Raw genomic sequence first — 14,735 nt, forward strand, 5'->3', positions numbered from 1 at the left:
ACGGACATTATTCGCACTCGCAAAGCACCCAACCGTCGACATCGAGTGCATCGTCACCCGCAACTCCGGCAACTCCAGCGGCTTCGACCGGCTCGACCAGTTCGGCCGCATCGACCGCATCGGCAGCCGTGCAATCGACACTGATGCCGGCCGACACCTCGGCAAGCGTGTCCTTTGCAGGTCTGTCGAACGGCACGCTGTCGGGCGCGACCGACGTCTCGAAGATCAACGTTCACTCGCTGCTCTACCCGGGTAACACCACGAAGGTGCTGGTGCACTATCTGCCGTGGTTCGACGGCGGCATGGACACGGGTATCAACGTCAACTACTCGAACGCCAATCCGACTTATATCAACTCATTCTTCGCCGATATCGTCAGTCGCGGTGTCGACGGCGTGATGGTGGACTGGCAAGGTCAGACCGATATCAGCGACAAGGACTGGCTCGTTTCGCAGCCGCTCATTCACAATTACACGACGCTGTCGGGCGACAAGCTGACGTTTGCAATCATGCTCGACGCGAACCTGCTGAACAACGCGAGCGGCACCAACCAGGCCAAGGTGCTGGCGGCGATGAACTACATCAATGCGCAGTACCTCAAAGACCCGTCGTATCTGACCTATAACGGCAAGCCCGTTGTCGGCGATTTCGGCCTGACGGCAGCAAGCGGTATCGACTGGACAGCGATTCAGAACGCGTATCCGAATGTCCAGTTCGTGCACCTGGACAACGCGACGTCGCCGGATGGATTCAACATCCCCAAGAGCGGCGGCTCGTTCCTCTGGGTCAACCCGACCTCTCAAGACGTGGTGCCGCCCGATCTGTCGAGCATGGACGACTTCTACACCCGCGCCAATCTGCACCCGACGGAAATCACGATGGGAGGCGCCTACAAGGGCTTCAACTCGCAATATGCGTCGTGGGATGGTCAGCAGTACGTCGATCAGCAGTGCGGTCAGACGTGGCTCAACAGCTTCACCAAGATCAACCAGTACTACAACTCGGCGAAGCAGCTTCCTTTCCTGCAACTGGTGACATGGGATGACTACTACGAAGGCACGCCGCTGGAAACGGGTGTCGATAACTGTCTGACGCTGAATACGTCGGCGAGCGGCCGCACGATTACGGTTTCCCCGTCGAATACGAGTACCCTCGACCATCTGGAGTTGTGGAGCTTCAACAATTCCGCGTGGAGCCAGGTGAGCTACCCGGCCAACACGACCACGATCCCGGTAACCGCCGCGGGCACATACTACGTCAAGGCAGTGGGCAAGCCGTTTATCAAGAACACGCTTTCTTCGGCCATCACGGTCAATTAAGCGGTCGCGTCCGCGTCGCATGACATCGAATGATGTCACGTGGCGCCTCGCGTTCAGAGCAGGAAGTACGCTGTGCGATACGGCGTACTTCCTTGTTCTCCTCTTCGATCATTCAATGAGCGGCAAAGCATTCGTACCCCAGCCAATGCGCGCGCTCATCACTTCATAGCGATCCCTGACTCACGGCGCGGCCATTCAACTCGCCAACACACTCAGCACGTGTTCCTCGCCACCTGTTTGATCGCGCCTCGTCCCCGCCCATAGCAGATCGAACCCGATCACGCGCGCCGCAGGCAATTGCCTCAGTCAGTACTCACAGAAAAAAATCGCCAAATCCGCTCTTCTTTGTCCGATTCGGCCGCATCCCCTCCGCAGCACCCGATCCACCGGGCGAGATTGTCAAACCAGCCGCGGTGATCTAGCTGGTTGAATACATCTCGGTCGCCTACATCGCAGTTCGGTGCGGCAGCGAACAGAGCGGAAATCTCCTTTCATACGACATTAGCGTCGTAATGCCCGCGCTAAGGAGAAAACAAACGTGAATCACACATTACACGTGCCATCCGTCGGGCGGATTGCACGGACAAAATTCTCTTGCGCCATTTGCGGAGCTGGTCCGTCGGGGATGGGATTTTTGTTCCATGCTTTCAAAACGGGCAATCTGCCGGAGATCGCGAGAAATGGTCTGTTGATTATCGACAAACGCACCGAACTCGGTGCTGGCAGGCTGGGCGAGTACGTGAATGTCACCGGGAATACCGTGGGAAACACGTTTCTCGCCTGCCTCGAACACGCCAACTTCGAAGAGGTGTTTGCCGACCTTAGGGAAAACTCGCCGCTGCACAAACGGATGGTCGAGGTGGCCGATGGGCCGCCGAGCCTTACCGACGCGGGTGCGTTGCTCGCGCTGGCAACCGAGCAGCTGCTCGCTTACCTGACCGCGCGCTACGACGTGACGGTATTGCGTGGCCGCGAGATCGACAAGATCCGATACCTCGACAGCGGTGGTTTCGAAATCGATTATCACGATGTCAGCGATCCGACCGAGGTCTGCACGGTATCGAGCGACACCGTTGTGATGAATCTCGGCGGACAGCAGCACGTGAGCGAAATCGACGAGCTGTGTCGCGGGTTGCGGTTGCCGCCGCCGGACGAGAATCTGCGCAGCTATGTGTCCGATGATCTGCTCAGCCTGACGACTCCGCAATTGATCGACGAGTTCGCGCGCGACCTCTCGCAACGAGAAACGCGCCGCCCGAAACGGATTACGGTTATCGGCGGATCGCATAGTGCTTTCACCGTTGTCGATCGTCTCGCCATGGAACTGGGCAGCGAAGGCCTCGATGAAATTGCCGTGATTCACCGATCTCAGGTTCGCCTGTTCTTCGAAACGGTCGACGAAGCGCACGCCAATAGCTACGAGGTCGACGAAGAGAACGACGTCTGCCCCGTCACCAAGCGGGTCAACCGGGCCGGCGGTCTGCGTTATCGGGCTTTCGATATTGCGCGCTCGATCATGGCAAGCGGCTATATACCCGGCGCAAAACCACGCATCGAGCTGATCGAGGCGGATTCGAGCGACGCGGCCCGGTCGCGCGCGCGCGAGTGTCTGGAAGAGTCGATCGCGGTCGTTCACGGCGCCGGATACGGGCCCAACATGTCGATACTCGTCGATCGTTGGGACCTGCCGATTTCGCTGCAACTCGGCCAGGGCGGAGTGGTCTCCGACAGGTATGGATGCCCCTTCGATGTCAACGGCAATCTGGTGCAAGGGCTGTTCTCGTTCGGACTCGGCTCGGGGTTCCGTCCCGACGAACAGATCCGCCGCGAGACCGGATTCGAAGCCGCGTTCCGTGGACGCATTTACGGCGTGTGGGCGTTTCACCATGACTTCGGCGGACGGGTCATGAATGGCGTCCTCGAAGCGCTATCGACCGTGCCGTTCGAACGCGACACGGACATTGTGCTGGACGAGAACGAGGTGATTCCGGATACGTCATCCGCCAGCAGCCTGTGACGGAACCGATCCCGTCATGTCGTCGTAAAGCGGGGAGTTGCCTCTGTTGTTGATCGATGAATGTGCCACGCCGCCCTTGTTGCCAAACAGATGGCAAGGGTCCGTGGCACATTCGCATTCGACGACGCATTGTTTAACCGGATAACGCGACTCTCCTCCGCTCCTCTGCGTCATTACATTCCTGTTCAATTCGCCCGACGTCGCGCCAACAGGTCGCGTCTCGCGTTGCGGCAAATCTGAAACCGCAACGGCTCCACGAACCCAACGGCGTATCCCTGTTTCGGCCTCAATCGGCCTCGAGCCCCCCCGCCAGCAACACGTTCCGGATTCATGCTTCGCGCAAATCATTGTGGTCTAGCGCACTGAGAATGACGGCAACGGCGCTCAGTATCTGTCTGAGGGTTCACATGATGGCTCCATCGAGCAACACGAAGCCTGCATGCGAGGAATCCGTCGAGTGCCGTCGCAAGCGGACCGAATGGCCTCGAACGGACGGCCTCGTGTTTCAGGAAAATACGAGAAGTTCGACAGCATCCCGTTCAACGGACCGGCTCGCGTTTCTCCATTCAGGACGCCGCTCGAACACCTCCAGATAAACGCCGGCCGAACGAAGATTCAGGCAGCTATACGCCGATATTCGCTCAGCGGCCCGTCAACCTTGTTTTCGCCAGAACTATCCATGAAATTATTTTCCATGCTGTCCGGACGCGATGCAGCAGAACTGCATAAACCGGTCTCGCAAGAAAGCGCCGTACCGAATGCGGCCGACGGTGCACGGATCGTGTGGTTCATGGGGCCGCGGCCAAGCAGCCTGACCGGAGTAGGTCAGCATAGTCTTGCATTGGCTGCGGGTTTGAGGAAGTACACGAACTTCCGCGTCGAAACAGTCGATATCGATGCACAGCCTCGCTCGCTCAAGCGTTACTGGACGCAATTGGTGCTGTACCCGCTGCACGCAATTCGCGTGGCACGTTCATGCGACATGATCATCCTTTATCAGGAAGACCTCAGTTTCATGATCCCGATCATCCATCTCGCCGGTGGTCGGGTCTGTCTGATGTTCCATCACGTCCAGATTCCAGGCCATGCTCGCGGCATCGTGGAAAAGCTCAAGTCACTTTATGTCAAGACACTTCTTCCGCTGGCGCCGAAAGCGGATCTCGTGCTCGTCGAAGCCGACTCGGCGGCCAAGGATCTGATACACGCTGCCCCGGTGAAGCCCGAGCTCGTGCAGATCGTGCCCTGCCCGTTCGAAGACAAATATTCGCCGCTCGCCGCGGCGACACGAAGTGAGACTCGCGCTCAGGCGCGGGCGATTCTGAAGCAACGCCTTGGTCTGGACATGGGCGACGCGCTGGTGCTGCTCAATGTCGGCTCCGATGAAACGCGCAAGAACAACCTCACCTTGTTTCAGGCGCTGGCCAAACTGGCGCGCAAGGACCTGATGATCGTTCGGGCAGGCAAAGCGTTCAATGCCGCTAATCGCATGGAATGCAAAACGCTCGCCGAAACGTCCGGGCTCCATGCTCACTTCGCCGACTCCGTCAGCGAGGAAGATCTCGGGTACTTTTATCAAGCCGCGGACATCTATGTTTCGGCGACATTGCACGAAGGCTTCGGCCGCACCGTGATCGAAGCACAGATGGCGGGAACGCCCGTGATCGCATCGGACATCCCGGTCTTTCGCGGCTCCATGAAGGACTCGTTCCTTGCCGTTGCAAACCCGACGAATCCGAACGAATGGGCGGCGGCAATCGGCAGCCTGATCGACTCCCCTTCCCGGATGGACGAACTGCGGGAGCGCGGTACAACCAATGCACAGCAATACTCGACACACGTCGTGTGCGCCGGGTTGCATCGCATTCTGCTTCGGGCGTTTCGCGGCTAGGCGTACGGCAGGTCGTTGCGCTTTTCCAAATCACGGTGCCGGACCTTTAACGCCGATACTCCCTCGCTTGAAGCGCCCTGCATTTGCAGCGCCTCCGATGGTTACGACACTCGGCGCGGTCGCTTGCCATGCAGCACCACGTAGCACGTTCGTAGCGGCCGCCCTGTTCGTGTTCGCCATGCATCGGGCCGTGACACAGCTATTTCTCTCTCCTGCATCACCATTGCATTGATGCAATGCGTAACCAGCGCAACCGTCGAGATCGGTCGGCACGCGCGTGCCGACTCCATATCGACTTATCGCTCACTTTGCATGACTGCATGAGTCGTCACAAATTATTCACGGATAACTCTTTGTCGATCGCAACACGACACCGTGCTATTCAATCCATTCATCGCTCAATCGTCTAATACCTATAGGTCTCAATAGAAAAACTCGCAAAATGCGAGAGAGCCTGCCGAGAAATAGTAAGAGTACCTATATCGGGAAATAGACATTCGATGACAGCCCTATATGACAACAACATGAAAGTGCCGATATAGGCGGTATCGAACATATTTAACAATTAACAACTTTTAAGATTATTCCATCAAGGTCGGAACGCATTGGAGAAGACATGCAAACAAACTTTGTGCTCCCCGATCGTCTCACGCAGAACAGTTTACTCGCCGATCAGATTGCCACGCTTCGAGAGCGTGGCTTCGGTTCGTTTGAGAACATTGCCTCGCTGGAAGAAATAGCCGAACTGAAAGGCATCTGTGAGCGACTGATATTCGCCGGCGCGGGTGCCCAGGAGGGGGCTTTGTTCGACTTCATTGGCGACAATCCTCTCGCCTCGACGGCATTGACGCAGCTCAGTATGCCGAGCAACTTCAATCCGCGGCTGCGCCGAACCAATTATCACAAGCGGCTCGAAGTCCTCGCGAGGCAGGTTCTCGGTCCCAAGGCGCGCTTCGCGGGAGATCACCTCTTCTACAAGCCGCCGGTGGCCGGCCCTGAAACCCCCTGGCATCAGGACGAAGCATTTCACGACCCGCGGTTCAACTACCAGGAAGTGAGCTTCTGGCTACCTCTGCAACCGGCGACTATCGAAAACGGCTGTCTTCGTTTTATTCCGGGTTCGCATCGGTGGAGCGTTCAGCCTCATAGAAAACTCCCGGGCAAGGAACGTTCGCACGGAATTGAATGCTATGAAGGATTCGATCCCGACGACGCAATCTTCTGTCCTGTGCCGGTTGGCGGATGTACGGTTCATCTGGGCCGCACGTTGCATGGTGCCGGGCCGAATGTCACCGCAACGGCGCGCTTTGCCTATGTCGTCGTCTTCGATGTTCCCGCTACCGTTTCGACGGAATACCGCGAGTTCAACTGGCTCAATCAGACCACGACGCGAGACGAGATCGAAGTCAATTGGCTGCGGGGCAAGGGGAAAATTACCGCTCTGTATCGGCGCGTGATGCGACGGAACAATATCGATCCGTATCGTCTTTATTATGGATTCAAGCGCCGCTGGTGGACGTTGATGCACAAGCGGAAGCGCATATAGCACGTCAAGCGGGGCGCGCCGGAACTTCCAGGGACTTCTATTGCGCGCCCCTCTCCTGCTCAGGCAACGCAATCCTTCTGGAACGAATCCATCTGGCGCCGTACACGCCTCGCGGTGACTCACGGCAAGGCGTGAGTCACCGCGCCACGCTCACGGCAGCTTTGCCGGACTACTACGCTGCGCGATGGTGGACATTTTCCCTTCGCCGACAACACCACTTGTCTCGGTCTCCGGAACGTACACCGGCCGCAGCAGATCGCCCCAACGCCGTGCAAACACCGGCATGCTGAAATTGCGCTCGCAGAAAGCCGCAAACCGCGTCGCGGCCTCCATGACTTCATCCAGATCGCCAGAAGGATCGCCGAGGAAACGATGCAGTCGCGCCTCATCCATCGCCAGCGCGGCATCTTCGAAATTCAGCCCCTCGTAAGCAGCGTCGTTGCCAACCGGAACGCAACCGAACGAGACAGCCTCGAGTACCTTCGACTTGATGCCGCCGCGCAAAAATGTCGGACATAGGGCAATCGAGTTAGGCGTATAGACTTCGTCGAGCGTCCTGGCAAAGCCGGCGAACACGACGTTCGGCACCGCTTCGTATTGACGGGACATGCGCCCGTATATAACGAGTGGCAAGCTCAATTCGAGCTTCTTCCAGGATGCCACCAGATATTCGATTGCAAGCCGGTTCTGCAACTGGCTGTCCGCACCAACGAATACGAACCGAACCGGATCGGCGGGCCGCACCACCGGCTTGACCGAGTCGACCGGCGGCGCGATCACATACACCCGCCTTTTCAACGCACCGGGAAGGATGCGGGTCAACGCGTCGGCATCCGTCGTCGACACCAGCGTGACGGCATTCGACACCGTCGTCGCCCGCCGCTCATGGCCTTTCAGTGCAGACTCCTCGTATCTGAGCAGCAGATTGCGGGCGAATCGCGAATTGATCAGCGAAACGATGGCAGGGGGAATCGACTTGGCAAGGTAGCCGACGGACAACGCGAAATTGCCGGTTCTCAGGATATGGGCGCGCCGCGACATCAGATCGTCCAGGTCGCTGATGATATGGCTCGACGGATAGCGCCGGCGCACGAACGCCGCATAGTCGATCATCCGGATGCCGTCGAAATAGATAACGTCGGGCTGATAGTCTTCGATCGCCTCGACCAGCCGCTTCTTTCCGTCGGCACTGGCGAACATGGCGACTTGCAGTGCGCAAGGCCGGCCCGTCACCAGACCTTCGGCGACCCTGAGTCCGGCGCGCAGCTTCGAGGCAAGCGTACCCGTTTCGAATACGGAGTGAATCTTGAGTTCGCGCACATCCGCATCCATGCCGATCGCTTTGCGAATAAAACACAACGTGCGCTCGCGTCCATTGGACGCGGCCCGGGGAATCTCCCGGGTCATTACCATCAGTACGCGTTTTCTCATGATGCCTCCCGAGCGGAAATAGTTCCTGAATCGTTCCGCTGGGCTACGGAAGCAAGTTCAGATCCGAAGTGCCGCGATATCAATGGAATCTCTTTACCGATATTCACAGAAATCCACCTTTCTCTTTATACTATTCGCCATACTAATTAATCAGAACACCAGGCTGGCCGTTAAACTTCCGCCAACTTCCATGCTTCGCAAATCCGCTGCGTCGCCGAATTTGCAATACGTATGCGTCCGGGGCGGCTGGCGCGTCCATCCCGTCCGCACACCGGATTAGCTGCGAGCGTCCCGGTCGGCTTCGATTACGCTCACACTCGCTGCGCGCCGATCCCGTCTCGCGGCAGCTCGCAGGACCGCTTCGAATTGCTGCAGTTGTCGCGGCGGCAAGAAGTGACTGCGCCGTTCGTGGCAACGGCGAGCCATGTCGCGATAGAAAGCCGGATCGTCGATAAAGCGGCGAATCAGCGCACCGAGAGCCGCGACGTCGCCTCGCGGGACCGTCAATTCGGGAAAAGCACTGAATACTTCGGGCAATCCGCCGGACGTAAACGCAATGGATGGCTTGAAGAATTCCCACGGCTCGAACGCGACCATGCCGAACGGTTCGTTCCACATCGACGTCACGACCACCAGATCGACAAGCGGATAAAAATCTTTAGCCGGCATAAAGCCATAACGCACGACCCGCAAATCAGGGTACTCCGCGATCAGTTGATCCAGAATCCGTTCGTTGTCCCGGCCGGCAATATGCAACTCGAGGTTGCCTGTTCTCGCCGCAGCCGCACCCGCAAAGAACTCGCGAATACCTTTCGTCGCGTCGGTGCGTCCAATGAAGCCGATTCGAAAAGGCTTGCGCGGTTCGACGGGTGTTGCGGGAACAGCACTGAACGGCTGCCGCGCGTTATGAATGACGCAGGGCTGCGCGGCACCAAAGAAGTTTTGCCGTCGATGACGTTCCAGCACGAATTCGCTGACGCCCACCACATGCCCGACCAGCCGCGAGAACCACGCCTTGGGCGCCGAAACGCTCCGGCACCCCTTGCAGGCCTGTTCGCATGCGCGGCCGTTGCGGAACATCGTCGAGGTCGGACAGATCAGCCAATAGTCATGCAGCACATGCACGACGGGAATCCGCAAACACCAAGCAGCGAGCCAGATGGCCGGCCCCATGCCCTTGAGGTTGTTCGTGCACAGCACGTCGATACCGAGGCGCCGCAAATGGCGCAGCGCGTAGAAGAATACGAGCGGGTTGAACGTATCCAATGCGCCGAACAAGGCCTTTTTCAGCCCGCTGCGCTCAGCGTGCGAAAACTGGTTGTAGATGTTCGTATTCGGCATGCTGTGCACGTGCAGACCATCGACAACCACGGTTTCTGCCGAGCGCGAATCCGACAGGGTAAAGATCGACACGTCATGCCCTCGGTCGCGAAGCTGAACCGCGAGATCGTAGACGACCACTTCGGTGCCGCCGACGACATGCGGCGGAAAGCGGTTATTGCAGAGGCAGAGTTTCATTGCGCCACCTTTAAACGTTGCCCCTGTCCGAAGACGGCAGCCCAGAACAGGACGATCGACAAGGCCGTCCCTACCGCCGGCGCATACATCATGAGCGCCGTCGGCATGACGAATGGCGCCACGCCGATCGCGGCGATGGTCACGAGCAGCTTGATCGTCATCAGCCGGTAACGGCGCGCGGCGATAAGCCAGGTCGTCAGCCCCGCGTCCACGAACGTCGCGATCGAGCAGGCCGTGCCGAAGATCATCACGGGAATGCCGGCTTCGAACGCGGGGCCATAGATCACGAGGAACACCGCGCGCCCGACGAACAGGCTTCCGACGAGCGCCACCGCGGCGATTACCGCCAGATACGCGCTGAGCTTGATCGCCTTGCTGCGCAGCTGGTCTTCGCCGCGCGCGACGAACACCATGGCCGGGGCAAGCGCCAGCGCGAGCGTCGTGCCCACGGAATTCCACTGCTCGACGAGCGACGCCGCGGCCGCATAGATACCGAGGTCCGTCTTCGACATCAGCGTGCCGAGCAACAGCCGGTCCATGCGCAGCACCAGCACACTCGCGGCAATCGCGGGCCACATCCGGAGTCCTCGAACGATCAGCGTTCGCTTGACCGTTTCCGAGCCGTGCAGGGACGGCGGCCGGTTGAACGCGAGCGTCCGGTAACGGGTGAACGGCGCGGCCGCCGCCACGTAGGCTTCGAGCGGCCAGGCGAACGAGGCGATGACCGCGCCGACCGACGCGTGAGCGGCGCCCAGCAGCCACAGCACCCGCACGCCGCTCGCGTAGGCTTTCGCCCGCGTGATGACCCACGGCTTGGTTTCCGCGTAGGCCATCAGCGAGCCGAGCGCGATGGGCTCGCATAGCATCACGAGTCCGGCGACCAGCATCAGCGCGTTGTTCGAGGACTGCGTCAGCAAGGCGACGACAACCAGAAACAGCAGCGTCACGCTGAGCGTGGAGCCCAGACGCAAACGGAACGCGCGATAGAACACGAGGTGCCGCAGCCGCGGATGTCGGCCGAAGATCGGCGACACGGCCTGGGCGCTGAAGATCAATGCAGCACTACTGACGACATAGGCGAGCGATAAGGCAAACTGCAATTCGCCGAAAAACCGCGCACCGTACAGCGTGGCGAACAGGTGGTTGCTCGCGACCGCCGCGAGCGCGCCGATCGCCTTTTCGCATACGACGCCGGACAGCGAGGAAAACAGCAGGGTTCGAAAAGATTTCACTGTGCCACCAGCCGTTTCAGTTTGATCGGCGCGGCCCGCGAATCAACCAGCCTCCACCAGAGGAACGTCATCGCCACGTACAGCAACGTGCGGACGCTGAAGAAAGACCAATAGTCGCCTTGCTGGATTCCGGAGTTCGCATAGCTCAGCAGCTTGACGATCAGCCAGAGCATGATGACGCCGCCACGCAGCGCGAACACGATCTGCAATGCGCAAAGCGCCCCGTATATCACGCCCGTGAAGGCAACGAACAACGCGCCGCCGACGAGGCCGAACCAGAACACGGGGACCGCCATCTGTCCCATCGTGAAGGTGACGTCGTCTTTGATATAGGTCGAAATCAGATGCGGCTCGCCGTAGGCGACCATGACGTCGCGCAGGCCGCTCACGCCAATGGCGTCGTCGAAACCCGGCTGGGTCAGCGACAGCAGCGATTCGGCGAAGCGCCGGAAAGCCGGTGCGCCGCCCAACGCGGGCGCGCTGAACAGATGCGCGTCGTAGTCGACCACGTACCAGACCTGCCCTTGCAATAGCGAGCGGTCCGTTATCGTGTTTTTGACGTCGAGCCCCTGCCCCTGATAGGCGGAAAATACCGAGGCAATTCCGATGATCAACGCGACACCGCCCCCGATCGCCATATATCGCAGCACCGGCTTGCCTCTCATCAGCAGCACCGCGATCACCGGAGCGAGCACCGAGAGACCGAAGTGCAGCACGGACATGAACTGCTCGCCGTGAAGAATGTAGAGACCTGTCGTCAGGACGATCAGTGCGACCGAAAACCATCTGACGAGCGGGTTCCTGCTGGTGGCAAGCGCGCCGAGAATCAGGGCGAGAAAGGTCTGGTTGTTGAGGAACGTGTTGAACAGCACGCTATCGGTCCCGGTACTGTCGTTCCGGATCGTGTACCGGTTCACGCCGTTGATCAGCGCGAAACCTTGCGTCAGACCCGCCGCCACACCGGCGCCGATGATCGCGAGTGCCAATGAAAATCCGAGCATCACGCTGCGCGAGTCGGCGGTAATCAGTGCGACCGGCACGCTCGGCGCGCGAATGTTCAGGAAACGATCGAAGCCGTAGAGCGCACAGCTGACGAATACGACATAGAACAGCAGGAGCCGGCTAAACGCGCCGTTCGGTTCGCCCCGGACCGCCGTTTCGATCATCAGACCGCCCGCCTCGATGCCGATGCCGGCGACGAACGCGGTCATGCCGATCATCATGAAATAGAGCATCGACACCGAAAACAGCGGTCGCGTCGCCACCAGATAAATAACCGCGATCGCTGCCAGCACGAAGGTCCATGTCGCGCTCGCCTGTGCGTAGCCGAGCGATGGCAGCGCCGTATTGAACAGCAAGGCGACGAGGGCCACGACCGGAACGATCAGGTGGGTCAGGGAAATGGTCGGCTCGCTAGCCTGTTGCATTTGCATGGCCTGTCCGTTGTTTGATTCCGCAGATGTGTGCTGGCCGTCCGCAGCCTGAACGCGCGGTCCTCGCGATCAGGCACGGCCAGTGGAAACTATTCAGCTCTGCTCAGACATGTACCGGTAAGCATTCGAGTAATACCCGTAACGCAGCGGCGAGGGGACGAAGCCATTGAATACGAGGCCATCGACCGTCGTGCCGACCTTCCCGAGCCGCGACATCGATTCGGCGACCTCGGCGTAACTCACTTCTCCGTGGCGCGCGACGAACAGCGTCATGTCCGCGAATCTCGACAGCGCGGCCGCATCGAGTACCGGCAGCACCGGCGGCGAATCGACGATCACGACGTCGTATTCTTCCCGCAGCGACGCGATCACCGGTCCGAAGTTGTCGGCGCTCAGCAGCTTGGCCGCCTTGCTCGTTTTCTTGCCGGCCGGCAGCGCGTGGAAATTGTCGGTCGGGCGAGAGATCACATCGGCCGGCTCGAACGCGCCCTCGAGAACGCCGGACAAGCCGTCGCTGGTATCGCCGGAAAGATAGCGATGAACCTTGGACTTGCGCATATCGGCATCCAGCAGCAGGGTCTTGAGTCCCTTTTCGGCCAGCAGATACGCGAGGTTGGCCGAGATCAACGACTTGCCCTGGTTGGGCACCGCCGAGGTAATCAGCACGACCTTGCCGTCGCCCTTCTCGGCCAGCGAGCATTGCACGGCTAGCGCAAGGCTTTCCATCGCTTCGATGATCGGCGTTTCCGTTTCCTCCGCGCTGATCAGGAAGGTATGTTCCGGCTTGCCCGCCGCAATTTGCTGGGCCGGCGAGATCGGCAGGATGCCGAGCGTATCGATACCGACGACCGCCTCCAGCCGCTTCGGGTCGCGAATCCGGCCCGCACCGAGTGCCTTGAGCTGCGTGGCGATAAAGCCGAACAGCGCACCCGCCACGCCACCCAGCACGATGGCGAGCATCGCATTCGGACGGCTCGGCTTTTCCGCCACTTCCGCGTAATCCACGATCGACGCGTTGCCGCCATTGCTCGCAGTCGCGATCTGCAACTGCTGTGCGTTGTTCATCAGGCCCACATACAGCTGGTTCTCGACATCGACATCGCGCGAGAGCCGCAGGTATTCCTGCTGCAAGCCGGGCAGTTGCGCGATGCGCTCAGACAGCTGATGCGATGCGACGTCGAGCTGCTTGAGTTTTCCCAGCACGGCATCCAGCGGCGGCTGACCGAGCTGAAACTTGGAGCGCATGTCCTGGTAAGTCAGGTTGGTTTCCAGCCGGGCTTTCTCGATCGCGGCGGACTGGTCGAGCAAAACCTTGATTTCGCCGTTCACATCGATGCTGCCTTCACGCAGACGAAACGTGTTGAGCGCTTCTTCCGCTTTTTGCAGCCGCGCGCGCACAGTCGGGATCTGCGAATTCAGGAAGCTGAGACTGCGTTCCGACTCCTGCGCGCGGCGCGTGACGTTGTTCGTCAGATACGCGTCGGCAATCGCATTGACGAGGCGTGCGGCATAGAACGGATTGCTTTCGTTGTATTCCAGTTCGAAGACGCCCGAGTCCCGCTTGGTTTCGGCCACGTTGAGCTTCTTGATAATCTGGTCGACGGTCGCCTGCGTCGCGTGCCTGACGATGACAAACTCGGTGCCCGGGCGCGCCACCACGGCTTTCAGCAGCAGCCGGTAGTCGCCCGAGACGGCGAGTTCGCCAACCTTCCCGCTCAGCACTTCGTTGCCGTTACGATCCTGCAGCGTCCATTTGCCGTCGGCCTCGTACACCAGCACGTGCCGCTTGCCCATCTGGGCCGCGGGCACATCGAACGAGCCGACCGTCAGGTTCTCGCCGCCCCATGCCCAGTGCGTGAGGCCGAGCGGCGCGCCGGCGAGTCCATCCGGATTCCGCGGCAGAACCGTGGCAAGCCAGCGGCCCAATACCGGGAAGGTGTTCTTGACCGTGACGCTCGTCTGCGCGGCCGCCGCATCGACCGCCTCGGCGACGACCGTGCGCGAACGCGCGACGTCGATCTCGCCGAGAATCGGAGAGCCATTGACATCGAGCGCGCGCGTCACCGTGGACAACGAACCGAGCGCACTGCTCTTTTTGTCTTCGATCTGGATAAATGCGTTGGCCGAGTACATCGGCGTGGCAATCAGCACGTAGAGGCATCCCAGCAGCAAACCCGATAACAGGACGCTGAAAAATAGACGGCGATAATTCAGGACGTTTTCGAGCAGATCGAACACCGGGAGTGCCGACACATCCTGAACAATAGCGGGGCTTTGTTCGCGACCGACATCGTTACGCATATGCAAACTCCAAAGATTGAAGACGCTGTTCTGGCGCCTGGTGGTGCCCG

At 59.7% G+C, this 14,735-nt stretch carries 9 protein-coding genes; 4 read left to right on the forward strand and 5 right to left on the reverse strand.

Features of this window, described 5'->3' with window-relative positions; all coding sequences use genetic code 11:
- The first annotated feature begins 128 nt into the window (after window positions 1-128).
- From F3J20_RS04140 to F3J20_RS04155, 4 genes are all read left to right on the forward strand, one after another.
- A complete protein-coding gene (locus F3J20_RS04140) occupies window positions 129-1,319 on the forward strand; it encodes a hypothetical protein (protein WP_167036419.1) in 1,191 nt (396 codons plus the stop codon).
- A gap of 634 nt (window positions 1,320-1,953) precedes the next feature.
- Window positions 1,954-3,336, forward strand: coding sequence for a hypothetical protein (locus F3J20_RS04145; RefSeq protein ID WP_167282106.1), 1,383 nt, complete (start codon window positions 1,954-1,956; stop codon window positions 3,334-3,336).
- Window positions 3,337-4,015: 679 nt separating this feature from the next.
- Window positions 4,016-5,224 (forward strand): glycosyltransferase, encoded by a 1,209-nt coding sequence (locus F3J20_RS04150; RefSeq protein ID WP_167282107.1) that lies wholly within the window; start codon window positions 4,016-4,018, stop codon window positions 5,222-5,224.
- Window positions 5,225-5,840: 616 nt separating this feature from the next.
- Complete coding sequence (locus F3J20_RS04155; RefSeq protein WP_167036410.1) at window positions 5,841-6,770, forward strand: phytanoyl-CoA dioxygenase family protein; 930 nt, start codon at window positions 5,841-5,843, stop codon at window positions 6,768-6,770.
- Between the two features lie 150 nt (window positions 6,771-6,920).
- Here F3J20_RS04155 and F3J20_RS04160 read toward each other — a convergent pair whose 3' ends face one another.
- The 5 genes from F3J20_RS04160 to F3J20_RS04180 form a co-directional block, all read right to left on the reverse strand.
- Window positions 6,921-8,201, reverse strand: coding sequence for a glycosyltransferase (locus F3J20_RS04160; protein ID WP_167282109.1), 1,281 nt, complete (start codon window positions 8,199-8,201; stop codon window positions 6,921-6,923).
- Window positions 8,202-8,477: 276 nt separating this feature from the next.
- Window positions 8,478-9,719 carry a glycosyltransferase gene (locus tag F3J20_RS04165; RefSeq protein WP_167282111.1) on the reverse strand — a complete coding sequence of 414 codons (1,242 nt, stop codon included), beginning with the start codon at window positions 9,717-9,719 and terminating at the stop codon, window positions 8,478-8,480.
- Complete coding sequence (locus F3J20_RS04170; RefSeq protein WP_167036401.1) at window positions 9,716-10,951, reverse strand: hypothetical protein; 1,236 nt, start codon at window positions 10,949-10,951, stop codon at window positions 9,716-9,718. The genes F3J20_RS04165 and F3J20_RS04170 overlap by 4 nt, the downstream gene beginning before the upstream one ends.
- The gene (locus F3J20_RS04175; RefSeq protein WP_167036939.1) at window positions 10,948-12,378 is read right to left on the reverse strand and encodes a DUF6418 domain-containing protein; all 1,431 of its coding nucleotides are present in this window, start codon (window positions 12,376-12,378) and stop codon (window positions 10,948-10,950) included. The genes F3J20_RS04170 and F3J20_RS04175 overlap by 4 nt, the downstream gene beginning before the upstream one ends.
- A 99-nt stretch (window positions 12,379-12,477) precedes the next feature.
- A complete protein-coding gene (locus F3J20_RS04180; protein ID WP_167282112.1) occupies window positions 12,478-14,685 on the reverse strand; it encodes a polysaccharide biosynthesis tyrosine autokinase in 2,208 nt (735 codons plus the stop codon).
- Window positions 14,686-14,735 lie beyond the last annotated feature (50 nt).

It is taken from the genome of Paraburkholderia sp. Cy-641 (assembly GCF_011752945.1).
Classification (GTDB): domain Bacteria; phylum Pseudomonadota; class Gammaproteobacteria; order Burkholderiales; family Burkholderiaceae; genus Paraburkholderia.

What these genes read in the sequence shown, in the direction of transcription:
- F3J20_RS04175 (WP_167036939.1), bottom strand. Translation starts at nt 12,378, where the DNA reads ATGCAACAGGCTAGCGAGCCGACCATTTCCCTGACCCACCTGATCGTT.
- F3J20_RS04155 (WP_167036410.1), top strand. Translation starts at nt 5,841, where the DNA reads ATGCAAACAAACTTTGTGCTCCCCGATCGTCTCACGCAGAACAGTTTA.
- F3J20_RS04180 (WP_167282112.1), bottom strand. Translation starts at nt 14,685, where the DNA reads ATGCGTAACGATGTCGGTCGCGAACAAAGCCCCGCTATTGTTCAGGAT.
- F3J20_RS04160 (WP_167282109.1), bottom strand. Translation starts at nt 8,201, where the DNA reads ATGAGAAAACGCGTACTGATGGTAATGACCCGGGAGATTCCCCGGGCC.
- F3J20_RS04150 (WP_167282107.1), top strand. Translation starts at nt 4,016, where the DNA reads ATGAAATTATTTTCCATGCTGTCCGGACGCGATGCAGCAGAACTGCAT.
- F3J20_RS04165 (WP_167282111.1), bottom strand. Translation starts at nt 9,719, where the DNA reads ATGAAACTCTGCCTCTGCAATAACCGCTTTCCGCCGCATGTCGTCGGC.